Genomic DNA, 22,092 nt, shown 5'->3' with positions numbered 1-22,092 from the left:
GGGCACCTTCCCAGGAGCCTGGCCTTGAACGCCTCCCCACCCGCGCTGGACAGCGCGGACACCGACCTTTGCGTTTCCGCGTCGTCGCCGTCGTCGTCTTCTTCCACCGAACCCGTCAACTTCCTGCGCGCCGTGCTCGCGCTGGGGGTCGGCGGCTTCGCCATCGGCACGGGCGAATTCGTCATCATGGGCCTGCTGCCCGAAGTGGCGAAAGACATCGACGTGAGCATTCCGCAGGCCGGCCACGTCATCAGCGCCTATGCGCTGGGCGTGGTCATCGGCGCGCCGGTGCTGGCGGTGCTGGCCGCCGGCTGGCGCCGCCGCGCGCTGCTGATCGCACTCATGGCGGTGTTTGCCGCGGGCAACTTCGCCAGCGCCGCGGCCCCCACCTACCTGCTGCTCAACCTGCTGCGCTTTGCCACCGGCCTGCCGCATGGCACCTACTTCGGGGTGGCCGCGCTCGTGGCCGCCACGCTCGCGCCACCGGGTCGGCGCGCGCGGGCCGTGGGGCTCGTCATGCTGGGGCTCACCGGCGCCACCTTGGTGGGCGTACCCATTGCCGCGTGGCTGGGCCAGCTCTTCGGCTGGCGCGCGGCCTTCGTGTTCGTGGGCGTCATCGCGCTGGTGGCCATCGTGCTGCTGCGCCGCGATGTTCCCGACCTGGCCGCGCCCGCCGGCGCCAGCCCCTGGCGCGAGCTGGGCGCGCTCAAGCGCAAGCAGGTGTGGTTCACGCTGGGCATCGGTGCCATCGGCTTCGGCGGCATGTTTTCGGTGTTCAGCTACATCAAGCCCACGCTGATCGAAGTAGCCGGCCTGCCGTTGGGCGGCGTGCCGCTTGTGCTCGCGCTGTTCGGCCTGGGCATGGTCACGGGCAACCTGGTCGGCGCGCGGCTGGCCGACAAGTCGCTCATGCGCACCATCGGCGGCCTGCTGGTCTATGCGGCGGTGGTGCTCGCGCTGTTCACCTTCGCGGCGCACAACGTGTACACCGCGGCGTTCAACGTGTTCCTCATCGGCACCACCGTGGCCATCGGCCCGGCGCTGCAGATCCGCCTGATGGACGTGGCCGGCGACGCGCAGACGCTCGCCGCCGCGCTCAACCACTCGGCCTTCAACATGGCCAACGCGCTCGGCGCCTGGCTGGGCGGCGTGGCGATTGCGGCCGGACTGGGCTGGACGTCGACCGGCTGGGTCGGCGCGCTGCTGGCGCTGGCCGGCATGGGCGTGTTCGGCTGGGCCGTGGCGAGCGCGCGCGCCGACGCTCGGCAGCCGGCGGCCGTCGCCTGCTGAATCTGAAAAACAGGCTGAAGACAGTTCAGGGCGCGCGCGGCGCGGTGCGCTCGCGCAGCAGCAGCGCGAAGTTGTGCAGCTCCGCCGCATTCAGGTCGGACACGGCCCACACCTGCATGCCACCCTGCGCCCAGTGCGCCAGCTGGTAGCCCTGGCGCGTGGAGAACGCAGGTGCCAGCACCTTCCCCTCGGCCGCGGGCCACACGAACAGGTTGATCACGTGCGGCCCTGCGCGGTACACCAGCGCCGCCACGGTGCGCCCGTCGAGGTAGTCGAGCCGCCCGCCAGCCAGCGGAAAACCTTCCGCGGCCAGGTCGACCACGGGTGGTGAAAAGTCCAGCTTGCCCGCGAACCACGGCTTCACCGTGTGCTGGTCGGTGGAGGCCACATCGGCCAGGTGCGAGGCCATCAGCGAGCGCACATGGTTGGCCGTGACCGCTTCGGCGAGCGCGTCGGTGGGCGGCAACGGCGTGGCCAGCAACACCAGCGCAAGGCCCCAGGCCGTGGCGGCGCCCGTGCCGAACCAGGCCAGCGCGGGCCACCAGCCCCGGCGCCTTGCAACCGGCGTGGGCGCAGGCGCCGCGACCGCCTCGGCGCGCAACGCCCGCCCGATGCGCTGCGCCAGCCCGCCCGGCGGCGCATGCCGCGCGGCCTGCCGACGGATCAGCATGCCCAGTTCGTCGTCAGACATGGCCATGGTGCGTTCTTCCTCCTTCGTCTGCCTCACCACCGGGGCGCTCGTCGCGCAGGCTCTCGCGCAGCAACGCCCGCGCGCGCGACAGCCGCGACATCACCGTGCCCAGCGGCACGCCGGCGATGCGCGCGATGTCCTCGTAGCGCATTTCTTCCAGCTCGCGCAGCACGATCACCTCGCGGTACACCGCCGGCAGCGCGTCGATCGCGGCGTTGATGCGCTCGCCCTGCGCGCGCTGTTCCCATTGCCGCGCCGGGTCGCCGCGCTCGGGCGAGGCCGCAAAAGCCGAAAAGGCCGCGGCCTCGCTGTCGCGCAGCTCGTCGAACTCGACCTGGTCCGCCAGCTGCCGGTTCTGCCGCATCCAGTCGTAGCAGGCGTTGCGCACGATGCCCAGCAGCCACGGCCGCGCGCTCTCGCCGCGCAGCCCGTCGAAGAACCGGAACGCGCGCAGGTAGGCCTCCTGCACGGCGTCGTCGGCCAGCTGGTCGTCGCGCAGCAGCCAGCGCGCAAGATTCCAGGCCGCATCGAGATGCGGCAATGCAACGGCTTCGAACTGGCGTGTGCGGTCGGTCGTCAACAGGCTCAATGCGCTCCTTCTTCCTGCATGACGGATGGGCGCGGCGCTTTATTCCCGCTTTTTTTACGACCCGCGTGGAATAAGCCGGGCATGCCATGCGTCATGCCCTCTGCGGATTCTGCGTCTTTCGGCTTTTTTCCACAGGAGGTTTCCACCATGATCGCCATGCCCGGCTTTGCGCGCATCCTCGTCGTCCTGACGGCTCTCGCAGCCTGTGCCGCTCCAGCTCTGGCGGCAGGCCCCAAGGCCTACGTCGGCAATTTCAAGGACAGCACCGTCAGCGTGATCGACACCGGCACCGAGCGCGTCGTCGCCACCGTGCCGGTGGCGGCCGGGCCGGACGGCATCGTCGTCGCGCCGGGCGGGCGCAGCGTGTTCGTCAGCGGTTCCGGCGCGTCGGCCGTGAGCGAGATCGACGCCGCCACCGACCGCGTCACGCGCAGCATCGACGTAGGCAAGGGCCCGCAGGGCCTGGCCATGACGGCCGACGGCAAGTGGCTGCTGGTGGCCGTGAACGGCGACGACCGCGTGGCCTTCGTCGACACCACGGCGCACGGCGTGAGCGCCAGCGTGGCGGTGCCCAAGCCGCACACCATCGCCATCCGGCCCGACGGCCGGCAGGCCTACGTCGCCTCGCAGGAGCCCGGCCACTTCGCACTGGTGGTGATCGACATGGCAACGCGCGCCGTGGTCAGCGAGATCGCGCTGGACAAGCCGCCGCGCGACCTGGAGTTCGGCCACGACGGCAAGGCGCTGTACCTCACGCTGGCCGGCTTGCCCGCGGTGCAGGTGCTCGACCCCGCCACCAACCAGTGGGCCGCGCCCATTCCCACGGGCGTGTCGCCCCACATCGCGCAGCACTTCGCCGGCATGGCCAGCGGCGTGGTGGTGGTGCAGGGGCCCGGCGAGGTGATGCTGTTCGACCCCGTCGCGCATGCGTCGGTGCGCAGCATCGGCGTGGGCAAGCAGCCGCATTGGCTGGACCTGTCGGCCGACGGCAAGAAGCTCTGGGTGAGCAACGAAGGCTCCAACGACGTGAGCGTGGTCGACCTGGCCGGCGGGCCGATGCACACGGTGGCGGTGGGCAACGCGCCGCGCAAGATCGCGGTGCAGCGCGCGGCTTCGGTACCCGTGGCGCACGCCGCGGGCTCCGTGCATGTTGGAAGCTCCGCGCCCGCTGAAGGCTCCGTGCACGCTGCAGGCTCAGCACACGCTGGAGGCTCCGCCCACGTCGCCATCCGCAACTTCGCCTTCGAGCCCGCGCAGATCACCGTCAACGTCGGCCAGAGCCTGACCTGGCAGAACGACGACGGTGCCCCGCACGGCGTGGTCTTCAAGGACGGCACCACCGGCATCGACCTGCTGCTGCCCGGCAAGAGCTTCGCGCGCACCTTCGACAAGCCGGGCGTGTACGCGTACGCCTGCTCGGTGCATCCGTACATGACGGCGCGGGTCACGGTGGTGGCGTCGCAGGCGAAGTCGTGAACGCCTTGGGTTGACAGCTGCAAGCGAAGCGAACGACAGTGCCGCGGATGAGCATCGACCCCGTCCCGGCACGCGAATGAGCGCGCCCCCGTTCTCGCGCCGGCGCCTGCTGTGCGGCGGCCTGGCCGCCGCTTCGCTGGGCCATCCCTTCCTGCGGCTGCATGCGCAGGCCATGTCGCGCGAGCTGTTCACGCTGGGCGTGGCCTCGGGTGCGCCGCGGCCCGACGGCGTCGTGCTGTGGACGCGGCTCGCGCCCGATCCGCTGCAGGGCGGCGGCATGAGCGATGCGCCGGTCGAGGTGCGCTGGGAGGTGGCGCAGGACGAGGCCTTCCAGCGCATCGCGGCAAAGGGCAAGGCCACGGCGCAGGCCGAGCTCGCGCACTCGGTGCATGTCGAGGTGCAGGGGCTCGCGCCGGGCCGCCCGTATTGGTACCGCTTCACCGCCGATGGCGTGCGCAGCCCGGCCGGCCGCACGCGCACCGCGCCCGCCGACACCGATGACGGTTCGCAGCCCGTGCGCTTCGCCTTCGCGTCCTGCCAGCAGTACGAGCAGGGCTACTTCGCCGCCTACCGCGACATGGCCGCGCAGCCGCTCGACTTCGTCGTGCACCTGGGCGACTACATCTACGAAAGCTCCTGGGGCTCGCGCCACGTGCGGCGCCACCAGGGCGGCATTCCCACGCAGCTGGCCGGCTTCCGCGACCGCTACGCGCTGTACAAGACCGACCCGCACCTGCAGGCCGCGCACGCCGCCTTCCCCTGGCTCGTGACCTGGGACGACCACGAGGTGGCCAACGACTACACCGGCGACGTGTCGCCGCGCACCGCCGACCCGGCGCAGTTCCTCGCGATCCGCGCGGCCGCCTACCAGGCCTGGTACGAGCACATGCCGGTGCCCGCCAGCATGCGCCCGCGCGGCGCGGGCGCCACCATCCACGGCAGCCACCGCTTCGGCCGCATGCTCGACGTGCTGCTGACCGACGGGCGCCAGTACCGTTCGCACCACGCCTGCCTGGCCGGTCGCAGCGCCTCGCCGCTGGCCGACTGCCCCGACCGCCTCGCGCCCGAGCGCAGCTTCTTCGGCGCGGCGCAAGAGGCCTGGCTGGCGCGCGAGCTTGCCGCGCCGCCCGCGCGCTGGACCGTGCTCGCGCAGCCCACGCTGCTGGCCGAGGCCGACCGCAAGCGCGGTGCAGAGCACGGCTACTGGATGGACGGGTGGGACGGCTACGCCGCCGCGCGCTCGCGCCTGTTCGACGGCCTGGCCGCGCACCGGGCGAACGGCGGCAATGCCATCGTCGTGAGCGGCGACGTGCATGCCTTCTGGGCCGCGGACCTGCGCCGCGACGGGCAGGCGCCGGCCATCGCAACCGAATTCGTCGGTGGTGCCATCACCTCCGAAGGGCCGAGCGCCGCCAACGTGGCCAACATGCTCGCGAAGAACCCGCACCTGCGCTACGGCCGCGGCGACAAGCGCGGCTATGCGCTCGTGACGCTCGACGCGCGCGGCGCCGCGGTCGAGTTCCGCGCGGTCGACGACGAGAAGCAGGCCGACTCGGGCGTGCAGCCCATGGTGCGCTTCGGCGTCGAGCGCGGCGCGCCCGGCGTGCATCCCCAAGGCACCTGAAACCACCGCTCGCCTGCAGGAATGCACGGGCGTGTCTATGATGGCCGCCGCCTTTGCCTTCCTTCTTTCTTCCTGACCTCCTGTCCAGAGCGAGAACACCATGAGCATTCCCACCACCCGTCTTGGCCGCACCGGCCTCACCGTGTCGCGGCTTGCGCTCGGCACCATGACCTTCGGCCTGCAGACCGACGAGGCGGTGTCGCACCAGATTCTCGACAAGGCGGCCGAGGGCGGCATCAACTTCCTCGACACCGCCGACGTGTACCCGCTGGGCGGCACGGTTGAGACCACCGGCCGCACCGAAGAGATCATCGGCCGCTGGCTGCAGAAGCAGGGCGCCGCGGGGCGCCGCCGTTTCGTCGTCGCCACCAAGGCGGTCGGCAAGGTCGGCCCCAACAGCTGGGACCAGGGCGCGTCGCGCAAGCACCTGCTGGACGCCATCGACGCGTCGCTCAAGCGCCTGCAGACCGACCACGTCGACCTGTACCAGCTGCACAGCGACGACCGCGAGACGCCGCTCGAAGAGAGCCTGGAGGCGCTCGACGTCATCGTGAAGTCGGGGCGCGCGCGCTACATCGGCGTGTCGAACTTCCTGGCCTACCGGCTGGCGCGCGCGCTGGGCAAGTCGGAGCTGCACAAGCTCACGCGCTATGTGTCGGTGCAGCCGCGCTACAGCCTGCTGTTCCGCGAGATCGAGCGCGAACTGCTGCCGCTGGCGGGCGAAGAAGGCCTGGGCGTCATTCCCTACAACCCGCTCGCGGGCGGCCTGCTGACCGGCAAGTACAAGCCCGGCGGCAAGCCGGAGGAGAACACCCGCTTCACGCTGGGCACGGCCGGCAACATGTACCAGGACAGGTACTGGAACGAGCGCAGCTTCAACACCGTGACCCAGCTGCACAAGCTGGCGGACGAGGCCGCCGTGCCGCTGGCGACCTTGGCCGTGGCATGGGTGATGGCGAACCCGCTGATCACCGCGCCACTGCTGGGTGCGAGCCGGCCCGATCAGCTGGATGCGACCTTGGCCGCGGCGGAATACAAGATCGATCCGGCGCTGAAGCAGAAGCTGGATGAGCTGACGGCTGAATACCGCAAGGGCGACGCGCCGCGCTGAGTTGTGTTTTTCCTTCCGCTCCCGGGGGAAGGCTGGGATGGGGGCAGGCCTCCGCACAAGCGCTGCGCTTCTTCGGGCGCCGCGGTGCCCCCCACCCCAACCCTCCCCCAGCGGGGGAGGGAGCAAAACCCACGCACCGACGTTTGTTGTCTTGCTCCTTCCCCTTCCGGGGGAAGGCCGGGATGGGGGCAGGCCTCCGCACAAGCGCCGCGCTTCTTCGAGCGCCGCCGAGGAGGCAGCCAAACCGAAACTGTCAGAACTGTCAGTTAACCGACAGCGAGGGGTTTGACGGGGCTTCTTAGAGTGGCCTCACCATGGTTCTCCCCGTCGCCCCACCTCTTTCGCGCGCGGCCCTCGCGCTGGTTGTCCTGCTCCTCGCGGGTTGCGCCGTCGGTCCCGACTACGTCCGCCCGCAGATGGACGTGCCGGTCGCCTTCAAGGAAACCGCAGGCCCCTGGAAGACCGCCGCGCCGCAGACCATCGACGCCGACCACCCCTGGTGGGACGCCTACGGCGACAGCACGCTCAACGCGCTGATCGCGCAGGCCAACACCGCCAACCAGAACATCCGCGTCGCCGAGGCCCAGTACCGCGAGGCGCAGGCCATCACCGCGGCGGCGCGCGCCAATTTCTACCCCACCATCGGCCTCAACGCCGGCGCCGCACGCGCGCAGACCAACAGCACCGGCACGGTCAAGCGCGGCACCACCGACACCCTGGGCCTGGCCGCCAGCTGGGAGCCCGACATCTGGGGCGCGGTGCGGCGTTCGGTCGAGGCGGGCAACGCCAGCGCGCAGGCCAGCGCCGACGACCTCGCGGGCGCGCGCCTGAGCATCCAGACCACGCTCGCGCAGGACTACCTGCAGATCCGCGTCATCGACCTCGAGCGCGAGCTGTACGCCAGCACCACCGCCGCCTACGCCAAGGCGTTCGAACTCACGCAGCACCAGTACGCCGCCGGCACCGTGCTGCGCTCCGATGTGGCGCTGGCCGAAAGCCAGCTCAGGACGGCGCAGGCGCAGGCGGTCGATCTCGAGGCGCAGCGCGCGCAACTCGAGCACGCCATCGCGGTGCTGACGGGGCAGGCGCCCGCGTCGTTCTCGCTGTCGCCGCTCGAAGCGCCGTCGCAACCGCCGACCGCCGACACGCTGTCTTGCGCGGCGGCCGTGCACCTGCTACTGCCGGTCACGCCCGCCGGCCTGCCGTCGGCACTGCTCGAGCGCCGCCCCGACATCGCCGGTGCCGAGCGCCGCGTGCAGGCCGCCAACGCCAACATCGGCGTGGCCAAGGCCGCGTACTTTCCGCAGATCGTGCTCAGCGCGAGCGGCGGCTTCAGCGCGGCCAGCCTGGCCACGCTGTTCAACACGCCCAGCCGCGTGTGGTCGCTGGGCGCGGCGCTGGCACAGACCGTGTTCGACGGCGGCCTGCGCAAGGCGCACACCGACCAGGCCGTGGCCGCCTACGACGCTTCGGTGGCGCAATACAAGCAGACCGTGCTCGGCGGCTTCCAGCAGGTCGAAGACAACCTCGCCACGCTGCGCGTGCTCGACAGCGAATCGGCCCTGCAGGCCGACGCCGTGCGCGCCGCGCAGCTCGCCGAGCGGCTGGCGCTGAGCCAGTACCGCGCCGGCACCGCCACCTACCTCGGCGTGGTCACGGCGCAGACGCTCTCGCTCACCAACCAGCGCACCGCCGCACAGGTGCTGGGCCGCCAGCTGGCCGCCAGCGTGTCGCTGATCGCGGCCACGGGCGGCGGCTGGAGCGCAACGGACACCGTGGCCGACGCCACGGCAAAGACTTCCCGGAATTGATGCCATGACGACCACCGCAGACACCACCGCCCCGGCCACGGCCCCGGCCACGCTCCCCCTTCACCCGCGCCGCGCCACCTGGCTCGCGGCCGCCTCGCTCGCCGTGCTGCTCGGCGGGAGCGCCTGGGCGCTCGCGCACCACGCGGCCAATGCCGCCAAGCCCGACGCGCCCAAGACGCCGCCGGTGCAGGTGAGCACCGCGCGCGTGGCCTCGCAGAACGTGCAGGTCTACCGCTCGGGCATCGGCACCGTCGCCTCCATGGCCACCGTGACGGTGAAGGCGCGCATCGACGGCCAGCTCGACAAGGTCGGCTTCGTCGAAGGGCAGGACGTGAAGGCCGGCCAGCTGCTCGCGCAGCTCGATCCGCGCACGCTGCAGGCGCAACTCGCGCAGGCGCAGGCCACCAAGGCGAAAGACGCCGCCCAGCTCGCCAACGCGCGCGCCGACCTCCAGCGCTACACCACGCTGCTGGGCCAGGACGCGGCCACGCAGCAGCAGGTCGACACGCAGAAGGCGCTGGTCAACCAGCTCACGGCCACCGTGCAGAACGACGCCGCGCAGGTGCAGTACGCCGAGGTGCAGCTGAGCTTCACGCGCATCTCTTCGCCGATGAACGGGCGCGTGGGCGCGCGGCTGGTGGACCCGGGCAACATCGTGCACGCGGCCGATGCCAACGGGCTGGTCGTCATCAACCAGATCGACCCCATCGCCGTGCAGTTCACGCTGCCCGAAGACGCGGTGCAGGACATCAACCGCGTGCAGCAGCAGAGCACGCAGCCGCTCGCGGTGGTCGCCTACGACCGCAGCGGCGCGCAGATGCTGGGCACCGGCAAGCTCATCCTGCTGAACAACCAGATCGACACCACCAGCGGCACGGTGCAGCTCAAGGGCAGCTTCGCCAATCCGCAGCACACGCTGTGGCCGGGCCAGTACGTCAACGTGCGGCTGCAGCTCGACCGCCGGGCCGACTCGCTCACCGTGCCCGCCGCCGCCGTGCAGCGCGGGCAGGACGGCACCTACGTGTGGACGGTCGATGCCGAGAACAAGGCCGAGAACGTGCCGGTGCACGTGGTGCAGATCGCCGACGGCACGGCCGTGATCGACAAGGGCCTGCAGGCCGGCCAGCGCGTGGTGGTCGACGGCCAGTACAAGCTGAAGGCCGGCGCAACCATCGTGGAGCCGCCGCCCGTTGCGAAGAATGCCGCGAGTAATGACGGCAAGAAGGTCGCCAGCGGGAGCCGCAATTGAGCATTTCCGCCGCCTTCATCAAGCGCCCCATCGGCACCACGCTGCTGGCGCTGGCCATCCTGCTGGTGGGCGCAGCGGTGTTCCCGCTGCTGCCGGTGGCGCCGCTGCCGCAGGTCGACTTTCCGACCATCCAGGTCTCGGCCAACCTGCCGGGCGCCAGCCCCGAGACCATGGCCTCGAACGTGGCGCAGCCGCTGGAACGGCAGTTCTCGCTGATCGCGGGGCTGTCGCAGATGACCTCCACCAGCGGCCTGGGTTCCACGCAGATCACGCTGCAGTTCGACCTCGACCGCAGCATCGACGCCGCCGCGCTCGACGTGCAGGCGGCCATCAACGCATCCACCGGCCAGCTGCCCGCCAACCTGCCGAGCCCGCCCACCTTCCGCAAGGTGAACCCGGCCGACGCGCCCATCCTCATCCTGTCGGTGCAGTCGAAGACGCTGCCGCTGACCGAGGTGAACGACTACGCCGACAACATCCTCGCGCAGCAGATCTCGCAGATCTCCGGCGTGGGGCTGGTCAACATCGGCGGCGCGCAGAAGCCGGCCGTGCGCATCCAGGTCGACCCCGCCAAGCTCGCCGCGCCGGGCCTGAGCCTGGAAGACGTGCGCACCGTGCTCGCCTCGGCCACCGTCAACGCGCCCAAGGGCACCATCGACGGGCCCAACCAGAGCTTCACCGTCTACACGAATGACCAGCTGCTGAAGGCCCAGCCCTGGAACGACGTGGTGCTGGCCTACCGCAACGGCGCGCCCATTCGCGTGCGCGACCTGGGCGTGGCGGTCGACGGACCCGAGAACGCGAAGATTGCCGGCTGGGCCTATGCAGGCGCCGCCGCGCCCGAGGGCAGCACCGTGCAGAACGGCCGCTCCATCGTGCTGGCCATCACCAAGCAGCCGGGCGCCAACGTGATCGAGACGGTCGACCGCATCAACGCCGCGCTGCCGCGCCTGAAGGCGTCGATTCCGCCGACGGTGGACGTCAACGCCATCATCGACCGCACGCAGACCATCCGCGCCTCGGTGAAGGACGTGGAGTTCACGCTGCTGCTGACCATCGCGCTGGTGGTGGCGGTGATCTTCGTGTTCCTGCGCAACGTGCCGGCCACGCTCATTCCCAGCGTGACGGTGCCGCTGGCGCTGCTGGGCACCGTGGCGGTGATGTACCTGCTGGGCTACAGCCTGGACAACCTCTCGCTGATGGCGCTCACCATCGCGGTGGGCTTCGTGGTGGACGACGCCATCGTGATGCTGGAGAACATCTACCGCTACGTGGAAGAGGGCATGTCGGCCATGGAGGCCGCGTACAAGGGCGCGAGCGAAATCGGCTTCACCATCATCTCGATCTCGGTGTCGCTCATCGCGGTGTTCATTCCGCTGCTGCTCATGGGCGGCATCGTGGGGCGGCTGTTTCGCGAGTTCGCGGTGACGGTCACGCTCACCATCGTGGTGAGCGTGGTGATCTCGCTCACGCTCACGCCCATGCTGTGCTCGCGCTTCCTGAAGAACGAGCATGGCCGCCAGCACGGGCGGCTGTACCAGCTGTTCGAGCGCGGCTTCGACGCCATGCTCAACGGCTACAAGCGCGGCCTGCACGTGGTGCTCGACCACCAGTTCACCACGCTCATGGTGTTCATTGCCACCGTGGCCGCCACGGCCGCGCTGTTCGTGGTGATTCCCAAGGGCTTCTTCCCGCAGCAGGACACCGGCTTCATCTCGGGCTTCGCCGAATCGGCGCAGGACGCTTCTTTCGCGTCGATGAACGCCCGCATGCTCGAGCTGGCCGACGTGGTGCGCAAGGATCCGGACGTGACCGGCTTCGGCATGAACGGCAGCTCGTCGACCTACAACACCGGCAACTTCTTCATCAGCCTGAAGCCCAAGGACGAAGGCCGCACGGCCACCGCCGACGAGATCATCACGCGGCTGCGCCCGCAGCTCGCCAAGGTGCAGGGCGTGAACCTGTTCCTGCAGGCGGGGCAGGACATTCGCGTGGGCGGCCGCTCCTCGCGCACGCAGTACCAGTACACGGTGACCGACGCCAACCTGGACGAGCTCAACACCTGGGCGCCGCAGCTGCTCGCGCGCTTCAGGCAGATTCCGGAAATCACCGACCTGGCCTCCGACCAGCAGAACGCCGCGGCGTCGGCCGTGCTCACCATCGACCGCGACCGCGCCTCGAGCTTCGGCATTTCGCCGGCCACCATCGACGCCACGCTGTACGACGCCATCGGCCAGCGCCAGGTGGCGCAGTACTTCACGCAGCTCAACAGCTACCACGTGGTGCTGGAGGTCACGCCCGCGCTGCAGCAGGACCCGGCGCTCTTCAGCAAGCTGTACCTCAACTCGCCGCTCACCGGCCAGCAGGTGCCGCTGTCGAGCTTCGTGAAGGTGGACACCAGCAAGACCGCGTACCTGTCGATCAGCCACCAGGGCCAGTTCCCGGCCGTGACCATCTCGTTCAACCTGGCGCCGGGCCATGCGCTGGGCGACGCGGTGAACGCCATCAACAAGGCGCAGGCCGACATGGGGCTGCCGCAGTCGCTCACGGGTTCGTTCCAGGGCACGGCGCAGGCCTTCCAGGACTCGCTGTCTTCGCAGCCCTACCTGATTGCCGCGGCGCTGGTGGCGGTGTACATCGTGCTGGGCCTGCTGTATGAAAGCTACATCCACCCGCTGACGATTCTCTCGACGCTGCCTTCGGCCGGGGTGGGCGCGCTGCTGATCCTGATGGCGGGGGGCTACGACCTCAGCGTGATTGCGCTGATCGGCATCATCCTGCTGATCGGCATCGTGAAGAAGAACGGCATCATGATGATCGACTTCGCGCTCAAGGCCGAGCGCGAGCAGGGCATGTCGCCGCACGACGCCATCTACCAGGCCTGCCTGCTGCGCTTTCGCCCGATCATGATGACCACCATGTGCGCGCTGCTCTCGGGCCTGCCGCTGATGCTGGGCCACGGCTCTGGCTCCGAGCTGCGCCGCCCGTTGGGCTACGCGATGGTCGGCGGGCTGATACTCTCGCAGGCGCTCACCCTGTTCACGACCCCGGTGGTCTACCTGTACCTCGACCGCGCCCACTACTGGTACCTGAGCCGCAAGGAAGCGCGCAAGGCCCGCAAGGCCGCGAAGGAAAACACGGAAGCCGAGACGCCGACGCCGGCCGAGGCCCACGGATGAGCGCCGCTTGATACCAGCGAGACCGCACACGCCATGAAGATCCTGATAGTCGAAGACGAACTGAGAACCGCGGACTACCTCTCCAAGGGGTTGACCGAGCAGGGCTGCACCGTCGACATGGCGCACAACGGCATCGACGGCCAGCACCTGGCGCTCACGCACGACTACGACGTGATCGTGCTCGACGTGATGCTGCCGGGGCAGGACGGCTTCTCGGTGCTGCGCGAGCTGCGCGCGGTGAAGCAGACGCCGGTGATCATGCTCACGGCGCGCGACCGCGTGGAAGACCGCATCAAGGGCCTGCACGAAGGCGCCGACGACTACCTCATCAAGCCCTTCTCGTTCCTGGAGCTGTTGGCGCGGCTGCAGGCGCTGAACCGGCGCGGCCGCAAGCAGGAGCCCATGCAGCTGCGCATTGCCGACCTGCAGATCGACCTGCTCGCGCGCAAGGCCTCGCGCGCCGGCACGCGCATCGACCTCACGGCCAAGGAGTTCGCGCTGCTGGCCGTGCTGGCGCGCCGCCAGGGCGAGATCCTGTCGAAGACCGCCATCGCCGAGCTGGTGTGGGACATGAACTTCGACAGCAACACCAACGTGGTCGAGGTGGCCATCAAGCGGCTGCGCGACAAGATCGACTTGCCCTTCGGCACGCGGCTGCTGCACACCATCCGCGGCATGGGCTATGTGATGGAAGTGAGGGAGGAGCGGGAAGTTCGGGAGGTGCGCGACGTGCGCGAGGTGCGCGACGCGCCGGGCGAGGGCCCGGCGACGTGAAGCGCTCGATCACCGCGCGGCTGGTGCTCATGTTCGCCGCCGCGGCGCTCGCCACCTTCGCGCTGGCCGGCTTCGCGCTGCACAACGTGCTGGCGCGCGAACTGGAGCGCCACCAGTACGAAGAGCTCGACACCACGCTCAAGAGCCTGCAGTTCTGGATCAGGGCCATCGGCTCGCCCGACCGCTGGTCGCGCGTGCAGGCGCGCATGGACGCGCTCACGCCCGAAGACGGCAGCGTGCGCTTCTGGGTGCTCAGCGACGACCCGCGCTTCCAGTACGGCAAGGGCCTGGCCGAGATCGACGGGCTCACGCGCGAGGCCAACGGCCACAGCAGCGCCATCGTGCTGCCGGGGCAGGCGCGGCCGTTTCGCACGCTCTCCGCGCACATCGGGCCCTTCGAGAACCGGCCGGCCGTGCGGCTGATCGTCGGGCGCAACACCGAGCCCTATGCACGCACGCGCGAAACCTTCCTGACCGCGCTGGTCGCGCTCGGGCTCGGCGCGGTGCTGGTGGTGGCCTTTGCGGGCTACTGGATCGCGCGCGTGGGGCTGCGCCCGCTGGAGCGGCTGTCGGCCGAGGCGCTGGCGCTGCGGCCCAAGACGCTGTCGCAGCGGCTGCGCTCGGAGCCGCTGCCGGTCGAGCTCTCCGCGCTGGCCGAGGCCTTCAACGGCGCGCTCGCCCGGCTCGAAGAGGCCTACGGCCAGCTCGAATCGTTCAACGCCGACGTGGCGCACGAACTGCGCACGCCGCTGGCCAACCTCATCGGCAGCACGCAGGTGGCGCTGTCGCGCCAGCGCAGCGCGAGCGAGTTCCAGGAGGTGCTGCAGGCCAACCTCGAAGACCTGGAGCGGGTGCGCTCCATCGTCAACGACATGCTGTTCCTGGCGCGCGCCGACCGCGGCGAGGTGGCCACCGGGCTGGTGCTGACGCCGGTGGCGCAGGAGGTGCGCAAGACCATTGAGTTCTTCGAGTTCGTGCTCGACGAAACGCGGGCGCAGGTGCGCATCGAGGGCGACGTGCTGGCCGAGGCGCGGCTGGAAAGCGCGCTGTTCCGCCGCGCCATGTCCAACCTGCTGCAGAACGCCATCGAGCATTCCAAGCCGGGCGCGCAGATTGCCGTCACGCTGCGCGAGGAGGCCGGCTCGACCTGGATCGCCGTGTCGAACCCCGGCGCGCCCATCGACGCGCAGCACCTGCAGCACCTGTTCGACCGGTTCTACCGGGTGGACGCCGCCCGCAACGACGGCGGCGAGCACCACGGCCACGGGCTGGGGCTGGCCATCGTGAAGGCAGTGGCGAGCATGCACGGCGGGCAGGTGAGCGCGTCGAGCGAAGGCGGGCTGAATACCTTCGCCTTCAGCGTGTCGCGCACCGCCTGAAAAAGCCGCTGTCTCCAGCCGTCATTCAATGGCCTGCACCCGGTACGTTCTTGGGCCATGCAGGACAATCCCGGCTGGCATGAATCCCCCTCCCATCCAGCGATTTCTCGCGGCACCTCCAGGACACCCGGCATGGCACAGCTGATGTCGCTGCTCGTGCAGAACGCGATCCTGGTGGTGTTCGCCGCCAGCTTCGCCGCCCGCCTCGGGCTGCCGGTGCCAGCCGCCGCCGTGCTGGTGCTCACGGGCGCGCTGCTGGCTGCGGGCGATGTGTCGGTGGTCGGCGTGGTGCTGGCCGCGGTCGCTGCCAACCTGCTGGGCGACGGCGCCTGGTTCTACGCGGGGCGGCGCTTCGGCTACCGCTTCATGCGGCTGCTGTGCCGCATCTCGCTGTCGCCCGACACCTGCGTGCGGCGCGGCGAATCGCTCATCACCGAATGGGGCGGCATGTCGCTCGTGGCGGCGAAGTTCGTGCCGGGCGTGTCGGTGGTGGCACCGCCGATGGCCGGCGCGCTGGGCATGTCGGTGCGGCGCTTCATCGGGTTCGACGTGGGCGCGGCGCTGGTGTGGACCGGTCTGTTCCTCGGGCTGGGCTGGGTGTTCCGCAACCAGATCCAGGAGGTGCTGGCCGTCATGGCGCAGGCCGGCGGCATCGCCACCGTGGCGCTGGGCGTGCTGCTGGTCATTTTCCTGGCCGTGCGCTACTGGCGCCGGCGCGCCTTCATGCGGCTCACCGGCATGCCGCGCATCTCGGTGGAAGAACTGCACGATCTGCTGAACGGCGAGGAGCCACCGCTGGTGATCGACGTGCGCGGCAAGGCCGGCATGCAGGTCGACCCGCGCCGCATTCCGGGCGCCCAGTCGTACACGCTCAAGGCACTGCAGCAGCGCAGCCTCGACCTGTCGCACGCCGCCGGGCGCGACGTGGTGCTGTACTGCAACTGCCCCAACGAGGTGTCGGCCGCGCAGGCCGCGCGCGTGCTGCTGGCGCGCGGCGCCAAGCGGGCGCTGCCGTTGACGGGCGGGCTCGACGCCTGGGTGGCCTCGGGCCGTCCGACCAGCGTCGACTGAGCACGGGGCTCGCCAGCCCCCGCCCCAGCCCCTGCAGGAATCGGGCGCCCGTGCTAAGGTGCCCGGCCGCGGGTTAACCCTTGTTCGTTGGGCCGCCCGCCTTCTCCCGAACGCTCCCCGCCCGACCCACCGAGGCCCTCCGTGCCACATCCCGACACTTCCCCTGCCCGCGCCGCAGCCCCGGCCCCGGCCGCTGCACACGCCCCCGGGCTCAGCCCCGCCCTCACGCTGGTCTTCGCCATCGCCTGCGGCCTGTGCGTGGCCAACATCTACTACGCGCAGCCGCTGATCGGGCCCATCTCGGACACCCTGCAGCTGCACGCCGGCCTGGCCGGGCTGATCATGACGCTCACCCAGCTCGGCTACGGCGCCGGCCTGCTGCTGCTGGTGCCGCTGGCCGACGTGGTGGAGAACCGGCGGCTCATCGTCGGTGCGCTGGCCGGCGCGGTGGTCGGGCTCGTGGGCATCGCGCTGTCGGGGTCGGCCGCCACCTTCCTGGCGGCCTCTTTCGTGGTCGGCGCCTGCGCGGTGGCGGCGCAGGTGCTGCTGCCTTTCGCCTCGCACCTCGCGCCCGAGGCCACGCGCGGCAAGGTGGTCGGCAACATCATGGCCGGGCTGCTGGGCGGCATCATGCTGGCACGGCCCTTTGCCAGCATCGTGGCGTCGGCGCTGGGTTGGCGCGCGGTGTTCTGGGTGTCGGCGGTGCTGATGGCCGCGCTCATCGCGGTGCTGTGGCGCGCGCTGCCCGAGCGGCGCCCGCACGCCTCGGTGGGCTACGCGCGCACCATGGCGTCGCTGCCCGGCATCGTGTGGAACACGCCGCTGCTGCGCCGCCGCGGCTTCTACCAGGGGATGATGTTCTCCGCCTTCCAGGCCTTCTGGACGGCCGTGCCGCTGGCGCTGGTGCATGAGTTCGGCATGGGCCAGCGCGGCATTGCGCTGTTCGCGCTGGCCGGCGCGGCGGGCGCGCTGATGGCGCCGATGGCGGGCCGCCTGGCCGACCGCGGCCTCACGCGCCCGGCCACCGGCGTGGCCATTGCCGTGGCGCTGGCGTCGTTCGTGCTGGGCGCGGTCGCCATGCACTACCGCTCGCTGGCGGGGCTGGTTGCGGCGGGCATCCTGCTCGACGGCGCGGTGCAGCTGTGCCAGGTGCTGAACTTCCGCAGCCTCTTCATGCTGGCGCCCGAGCTGCGCGGCCGGCTCAACGGCCTGTTCATGACCTTCATCTTCATCTGCGCCGCGGTGGCCTCGGGCATTGCCGCGGCCGTGTACGCCTTCCACGGCTGGAGCGGGCTGTGCCTGCTGGGTGGCGGGTACGTGGCGCTGGCGCTGCTGTACTACGCGACCGAGTTCAAGCGCGGGGCGGTGCCTGCGGCAGGCCGCGCTGCATAGCCGGCCTGGCGGACCTGGCTGGCCTCGCTGATCTAGCCGGCCCGGTCGCGCTCGGCCCGCAGGAAGGCCTGCCACTTCGCGGTGAGCGACACCACCAGCAGCAGCGCCAGCGCGAACACCATCGCCGTGAGCCACAGCAGGTGCGCCATGAAGTACGGCGGCTGGTGCATCGCGCCCATGCCCAGGAAGACCCAACCGGCCAGCGCCACGGCCAGCGCGAGCAGCGCGCGCTTCCAGCCGTGGCGGTACGAGGCGGGCCGCAGCAGCGCCCCCGCGAGCGCCGTCTCCCCAAGCACCGCGGCGCAGAACCACGCCACGCCGGCCAGCGGATACGGTTGCGGCCCCGTGCGCCCCAGCACGTGCACCGCGTAGCCGTCGGGCGAGAAGCCGGCCATGGTGATGCCCGCCACGCCGAGCAGGGCGAACACGGGCAGCAGCAGTTGTCGAAGGCGAGGGTGCTTCATCGGCTGGGGATGATAGGGACGGATGCGCTCCCAGGGCCCGGTGGTAGGCTTGCCGCCCCATGAATCTCCGCACCAAGATCGTCGCGCTGGCCGTTGCACCGCTGCTCGTGGCGCTGGTGCTGGTGGCCCTTGCGGTGCGCCACCAGGAGCACGACCTCGCGCAGCGCGAGCGCGCCCTCATCGAGCGCAGCTACATGGCCCAGCGCCGCAGCGAGCTGCGCAGCTACGTCGACCTGGCCGTGAGCAACCTGCTGCCGCTGTACGAATCGGGCCAGGACGACGAGGCCACCCGCACCGAGGCGCTGCGCCGCCTGGCCGCGCTCAACTACGGCGACGACGGCTACTTCTTCGTCTACGACCTCGAGGGCAACTCCCTCATGCACTCGCGCCAGCCCGAGCTGGTCGGCAAGAACCTGTGGGAGCTGCGCGATTCGCACGGCCGCTACACCATCCAGGAACTGATCAAGGGCGCCAGGGACAACGGCGGCGGCTACGTCGAATACGAATGGCGCAAGCCCTCGAGCGCGCAGATGGCGCCCAAGCTCGGCTACGTCACGGCCATGCCGCGCTGGAACTGGATGGTCGGTACCGGCCTGTACCTGGACGACATCGAGTCGACCATGGACACGCTCGACCGGCAGATGAACGCCAACGTCACCGCCACGCTGCTGTGGATCGCCGGCATTGCCGCGCTGTGCCTGGGCGTGGTCAGCGCGGCCGGCCTGCTGCTGAACCTCAGCGAGCAGCGCACCGCCGAGGCCAAGCTGCGCCTGCTCGCGCGGCGCGTGGTGCAGTCGCAGGAAGAAGAGCGCGGCCACCTCGCGCGCGAGCTGCACGACGGCACCAGCCAGACGCTGGTGTCGGCCAAGCTGCTCATCGAATCGGCCGTGGAGCAGCTCGACCGCCAGCACCACGGCGCGCCGCCCGCGCTCGGCAAGGCGCTGCAGCGGCTGAACGATTCGCTGATCGAGGTGCGCCGCATCTCGCACCGCCTGCGCCCGGCCCTGCTCGACACGCTCGGCCTGCCCGCCGCGCTGGAGCGGCTGGTCGACGAGTTCCGCGAAGAGGGCGCCGTCGGCGCATCGATGATGGTCGGCGGCGAAGCCTTCGAGCTGCAGCCCGAAGTGAAGACCGCGCTCTTTCGCCTCACGCAGGAGGCCCTTACCAACGTGCGCAAGCACGCGCAGGCGCAGCACGTGCACGTAGCGCTGGGCTTCGACGAAGAAGAGGGCGTGCGGCTGGAGGTGAGCGACGACGGCACCGGCTTCGACATCGAGGCCGTGCAGCTCGACCCGCGCCGCGGCATCGGCCTGCGCAACATGCGCGAGCGCATGGAGTCCATCGGCGGCAGGCTCACCATGTGCTCCAACGCCGGGCGCACCGCCATCGAGGCCGAGGTGCCGGCCCGCAGCGCGAGGGCCGAGGCCGGCCAGCCTGCGCGATCCGCGCGATCCCCGTGACCCACATGACCCGCACCGTTCGCCTCTTCCTCGTCGACGACCACCCGCTGGTGCGCGACGGCCTGCGCGCGCGCCTGGGCAGCATCGCCAACCTGGAGATCGTGGGCGAGGCCGGCAGCGCGGCCGAGGCGCTGGAGCTGGTCGACAGCGTGCAGCCCGACCTCATGCTGATGGACGTCGGCATGAAGGACATGAACGGCATCGAGCTTGCGGCGCTGCTGCTGCAACGCCGGCCCGCCACGCACATCGTGATGCTCAGCATGTACGACAACCCCGAGTACGTGCAGAAGGCGCTGCAGGTGGGCGCGCGCGGCTACGTGCTGAAAGACGCGCCCGCGGCGGAGATCGTCGCGGCCATCGAGGCCGTGTCGGGCGGCGGCACCTTCCTGAGCCCGGCCGTGTCGAAGAAGCTGTTTCGCACGCAGGCGCCGCGCCCGCTGCTCACGCCGCGCGAGAGCGAGATTCTTTCCGCGCTGGGCCGCGGCGAGTCGAGCAAGCAGATCGCGCGCGACCTGAGCCTGAGCGTGCGCACGGTGGAAGCGCACCGCCAGAGCATCAAGCGGCGGCTGGGCATCGAGGGGCAGGCGGAGCTCATCAAGTACGCGGTGGAACACGCGCGGAAGTTCGGGCAGAGCTGAGGCCTGCGGGCGGCGGTGCTGGCGGCGCCGAAACCTGGTTGGCGGCGGTGCAGCCAAGAGCGAGCAATTGAAGCGATCTGTGTGCAACTTTCCGCGCACAGCCAACGCGAGTTCTTCCTCGCGGGTTCACGTTCTGGATCACTTTTAGAACTTCTCTCTACAGGCAGCCAGATCCTCGTCATATTTCCTTGGCGATGTCGCCGCTCAAATAACGACCACTAATTTATTCAGTTGGTCGAATAAGCAGAAAACCCTCTGAATTACTAACATATCGTTTCATATGTAATATGCCGCCCGCAAAGAGGTGCGGAAATCGATCGTTCCTCATTGGAGAAACCCACATTCAAGACGAGGAGCAAGTAGATGAATTTGTGTTACAGAACGGTTTGGAATGCGGCACTGGGCGCATGCGTGGCGGCGGCGGAGAACGTGCGCGCACCCCGTGGCGGCGGCGCACGCAGCAGTTCGCGGCGGGCGCGGCGCGCGGGTACGGTGATGGCGGGCGCGGCCCTGGTTGCGAGCGGCATGGCGCATGCGGCAACCTTCAACGTCAGCAACGAAAACGAACTGGCGATAGCCATCCTGAGTGCCAATGCCAGCCTGGATGCCGCTTCGACGTTCAACCTGACCGCCAGCTTCACGAGCGCCCTGACGCTTCCGCAGATCCAGAAGAACGTGACGGTCGTGCCCAATGCCTTCGTGGTCACAACCGCCTTGGCCACGCCATTCGACGTTGCGGCCGGGTCTTCGCTGACTTTCCAGGGAACGCTCAACGGCACGACCGGTCTCGTGAAGAGCGGTGGCGGCGCGCTGGTGCTGGCCGGGGTGGGCTCGGCTGCCGGCGGAAACATCACCGTCAACGGCGGTGAATTGCGTGTTCAGGATGGCGGCACGCTCACGCCCGGCGGCCTGAGCGGCATCAACGCGACAGGTGACAACTCGCGCGTCGTGGTGACCGGCAGCGGATCGAAAGTGATCACCGCCGGCGGAGCCACCAACATCGGCTCGGCTGCGGGCTCGTCGCTGGATGTGTTGGCCGGTGCAGCCTTCGGCGCGGGCGGTTCCAGCAGCCTTTTGCTCGGCGAGGTAGCCGGCACGACCGGCAATCTCACGGTTCAGGGCAGCGGCTCCAACGTGACCGTCATTGCTTTGCTGGCGCGCGCGGGCCAGAGCAACATCCGTGTGCTGGACGGCGGCACCCTCGAGAGCACGGGCCCCAACGGCGTTCAGCTGGGCGGAACCGGAACGACTTCCGCTGGCGGCGTTTCCAGCGTCGTGGTCAGCGGCAAAGGCTCGACCTTGAAGTCTGGCGTCAGCTACACCCAGCACCGGGGAACGCTCGAGGTTTCCGATGGAGCCACCCTTGATGCCAGACTGAACTTCACCTTGGGCAGAACAGCCGGCGGCGTCGTCACGGGTGTGGTGGCCGGCGCTGGCTCGTCGCTGACGACCACGGTGGGCACCGTTACCGTCGGCCAGGAGGGCGCTGCGACGCTGACGGTTTCCAACGGCGCGACCGTTTCGTCCAAGGCCGGACTGGGCAGTCTTGCGTTGGGGCAGAGCGCTTCAGGCTCGGGCACCCTCAACATCGGCGCGGCCGTGGGCGACGCGGCCGTGGCACCGGGCACGGTGCTCGCCTCGGCCGTCAACGGCGGTGCGGGCACGGCGGTGCTGAACTTCAACCACAACGCCAGCGCCTACGACTTCGCCGTGCCGATCACCGGCGGCACCAGCGTGAACCACGTGGGCAGCGGCACGACCACGCTCACCGGCGCCAACACCTACACCGGCGCCACCAACGTCGCGGCGGGCACCTTGCGCGCCGGCGCGGCCAACACGCTGAGCAGTGCGAGCGCCTTCACCGTGGCGACGGGCGCCACGCTCGACCTGGCCG

At 70.1% G+C, this 22,092-nt stretch carries 18 protein-coding genes; 14 read left to right on the top strand and 4 right to left on the bottom strand.

Annotated features, from left to right (window positions below):
* The first annotated feature begins 24 nt into the window (after positions 1-24).
* Positions 25-1,290 carry an MFS transporter gene (locus BM004_RS38750; protein ID WP_093221980.1) on the top strand — a complete coding sequence of 422 codons (1,266 nt, stop codon included), beginning with the start codon at positions 25-27 and terminating at the stop codon, positions 1,288-1,290.
* Positions 1,291-1,315: 25 nt separating this feature from the next.
* On the opposite strand, the gene BM004_RS38745 is transcribed toward BM004_RS38750, so the two are convergent.
* Genes BM004_RS38745 through BM004_RS41725 form a run of 3 tightly spaced genes read right to left on the bottom strand, consistent with a single transcriptional unit; the run spans position 1,316 to position 2,728 of the window.
* Positions 1,316-1,987: an anti-sigma factor family protein gene (locus tag BM004_RS38745; protein WP_093221977.1), complete on the bottom strand. Its 672-nt coding sequence runs from the start codon at positions 1,985-1,987 to the stop codon at positions 1,316-1,318.
* Positions 1,974-2,570: a sigma-70 family RNA polymerase sigma factor gene (locus BM004_RS38740; protein ID WP_256220270.1), complete on the bottom strand. Its 597-nt coding sequence runs from the start codon at positions 2,568-2,570 to the stop codon at positions 1,974-1,976. Before BM004_RS38740 ends, BM004_RS38745 begins: the two co-directional genes overlap by 14 nt.
* Positions 2,567-2,728 carry a hypothetical protein gene (locus tag BM004_RS41725; RefSeq protein ID WP_177206770.1) on the bottom strand — a complete coding sequence of 54 codons (162 nt, stop codon included), beginning with the start codon at positions 2,726-2,728 and terminating at the stop codon, positions 2,567-2,569. Before BM004_RS41725 ends, BM004_RS38740 begins: the two co-directional genes overlap by 4 nt.
* On the opposite strand from BM004_RS41725, the gene BM004_RS38735 reads away from it, so the two are divergent.
* The 10 genes from BM004_RS38735 (at position 2,718) to BM004_RS38690 (ending at position 17,636) form a co-directional block, all read left to right on the top strand.
* Positions 2,718-4,046 carry a YVTN family beta-propeller repeat protein gene (locus tag BM004_RS38735; RefSeq protein ID WP_093221975.1) on the top strand — a complete coding sequence of 443 codons (1,329 nt, stop codon included), beginning with the start codon at positions 2,718-2,720 and terminating at the stop codon, positions 4,044-4,046. The genes BM004_RS41725 and BM004_RS38735 overlap by 11 nt on opposite strands.
* Before the next feature lie 76 nt (positions 4,047-4,122).
* Entirely contained in the window at positions 4,123-5,670 is a 1,548-nt protein-coding gene (locus tag BM004_RS38730; RefSeq protein WP_093221973.1) for an alkaline phosphatase D family protein, read from the top strand.
* 100 nt (positions 5,671-5,770) lie between these two features.
* The gene (locus BM004_RS38725; RefSeq protein WP_093221971.1) at positions 5,771-6,781 is read left to right on the top strand and encodes an aldo/keto reductase; all 1,011 of its coding nucleotides are present in this window, start codon (positions 5,771-5,773) and stop codon (positions 6,779-6,781) included.
* A gap of 314 nt (positions 6,782-7,095) precedes the next feature.
* Positions 7,096-8,592 carry an efflux transporter outer membrane subunit gene (locus BM004_RS38720; RefSeq protein WP_093221969.1) on the top strand — a complete coding sequence of 499 codons (1,497 nt, stop codon included), beginning with the start codon at positions 7,096-7,098 and terminating at the stop codon, positions 8,590-8,592.
* 4 nt (positions 8,593-8,596) lie between these two features.
* A complete protein-coding gene (locus tag BM004_RS38715) occupies positions 8,597-9,841 on the top strand; it encodes an efflux RND transporter periplasmic adaptor subunit (RefSeq protein ID WP_093221966.1) in 1,245 nt (414 codons plus the stop codon).
* Complete coding sequence (locus BM004_RS38710; RefSeq protein WP_093221964.1) at positions 9,838-13,020, top strand: efflux RND transporter permease subunit; 3,183 nt, start codon at positions 9,838-9,840, stop codon at positions 13,018-13,020. Before BM004_RS38715 ends, BM004_RS38710 begins: the two co-directional genes overlap by 4 nt.
* Positions 13,021-13,053: 33 nt before the next feature.
* Positions 13,054-13,794, top strand: a complete 741-nt coding sequence (locus BM004_RS38705) for a heavy metal response regulator transcription factor (protein WP_093221962.1) — start codon at positions 13,054-13,056, stop codon at positions 13,792-13,794.
* Entirely contained in the window at positions 13,791-15,173 is a 1,383-nt protein-coding gene (locus BM004_RS38700) for a heavy metal sensor histidine kinase (RefSeq protein ID WP_093221959.1), read from the top strand. Before BM004_RS38705 ends, BM004_RS38700 begins: the two co-directional genes overlap by 4 nt.
* Before the next feature lie 132 nt (positions 15,174-15,305).
* Complete coding sequence (locus BM004_RS38695; RefSeq protein ID WP_093132989.1) at positions 15,306-16,244, top strand: VTT domain-containing protein; 939 nt, start codon at positions 15,306-15,308, stop codon at positions 16,242-16,244.
* Positions 16,245-16,385: 141 nt separating this feature from the next.
* Positions 16,386-17,636 (top strand): MFS transporter, encoded by a 1,251-nt coding sequence (locus tag BM004_RS38690; RefSeq protein ID WP_093221957.1) that lies wholly within the window; start codon positions 16,386-16,388, stop codon positions 17,634-17,636.
* A 32-nt stretch (positions 17,637-17,668) separates the two neighbouring features.
* Here the strand turns inward: BM004_RS38690 and BM004_RS38685 are convergent, their stop codons facing one another.
* On the bottom strand, positions 17,669-18,100 hold the full coding sequence (locus BM004_RS38685; RefSeq protein WP_093221955.1) for a hypothetical protein: 432 nt from the start codon (positions 18,098-18,100) through the stop codon (positions 17,669-17,671).
* Positions 18,101-18,159: 59 nt separating this feature from the next.
* Here BM004_RS38685 and BM004_RS38680 point away from each other — a divergent pair, with 59 nt between their 5' ends.
* From BM004_RS38680 to BM004_RS38665, 3 genes are all read left to right on the top strand, one after another.
* The gene (locus tag BM004_RS38680; RefSeq protein ID WP_093221953.1) at positions 18,160-19,560 is read left to right on the top strand and encodes a cache domain-containing protein; all 1,401 of its coding nucleotides are present in this window, start codon (positions 18,160-18,162) and stop codon (positions 19,558-19,560) included.
* Positions 19,561-19,565: 5 nt separating this feature from the next.
* Entirely contained in the window at positions 19,566-20,198 is a 633-nt protein-coding gene (locus BM004_RS38675) for a response regulator transcription factor (RefSeq protein WP_093221950.1), read from the top strand.
* A gap of 363 nt (positions 20,199-20,561) precedes the next feature.
* Positions 20,562-22,092, top strand: a 1,531-nt coding sequence (locus BM004_RS38665) for an autotransporter-associated beta strand repeat-containing protein (RefSeq protein ID WP_177206769.1), incomplete at its 3' end; no start/stop codon positions are given.

This window comes from Variovorax sp. OK212 (assembly GCF_900112425.1).
Classification (GTDB): Bacteria; Pseudomonadota; Gammaproteobacteria; order Burkholderiales; family Burkholderiaceae_C; genus Variovorax.
This window is presented reverse-complemented; position numbering and strand designations above follow the sequence as displayed.

Bases quoted from the DNA above. Each gene is read 5' to 3' on its own strand.
- BM004_RS38745 (WP_093221977.1), bottom strand. From the start codon at position 1,987: ATGGCCATGTCTGACGACGAACTGGGCATGCTGATCCGTCGGCAGGCC.
- BM004_RS38735 (WP_093221975.1), top strand. From the start codon at position 2,718: ATGATCGCCATGCCCGGCTTTGCGCGCATCCTCGTCGTCCTGACGGCT.
- BM004_RS41725 (WP_177206770.1), bottom strand. From the start codon at position 2,728: ATGGCGATCATGGTGGAAACCTCCTGTGGAAAAAAGCCGAAAGACGCA.
- BM004_RS38730 (WP_093221973.1), top strand. From the start codon at position 4,123: ATGAGCGCGCCCCCGTTCTCGCGCCGGCGCCTGCTGTGCGGCGGCCTG.
- BM004_RS38725 (WP_093221971.1), top strand. From the start codon at position 5,771: ATGAGCATTCCCACCACCCGTCTTGGCCGCACCGGCCTCACCGTGTCG.
- BM004_RS38720 (WP_093221969.1), top strand. From the start codon at position 7,096: ATGGTTCTCCCCGTCGCCCCACCTCTTTCGCGCGCGGCCCTCGCGCTG.
- BM004_RS38715 (WP_093221966.1), top strand. From the start codon at position 8,597: ATGACGACCACCGCAGACACCACCGCCCCGGCCACGGCCCCGGCCACG.
- BM004_RS38705 (WP_093221962.1), top strand. From the start codon at position 13,054: ATGAAGATCCTGATAGTCGAAGACGAACTGAGAACCGCGGACTACCTC.
- BM004_RS38695 (WP_093132989.1), top strand. From the start codon at position 15,306: ATGGCACAGCTGATGTCGCTGCTCGTGCAGAACGCGATCCTGGTGGTG.
- BM004_RS38685 (WP_093221955.1), bottom strand. From the start codon at position 18,100: ATGAAGCACCCTCGCCTTCGACAACTGCTGCTGCCCGTGTTCGCCCTG.
- BM004_RS38680 (WP_093221953.1), top strand. From the start codon at position 18,160: ATGAATCTCCGCACCAAGATCGTCGCGCTGGCCGTTGCACCGCTGCTC.
- BM004_RS38675 (WP_093221950.1), top strand. From the start codon at position 19,566: ATGACCCGCACCGTTCGCCTCTTCCTCGTCGACGACCACCCGCTGGTG.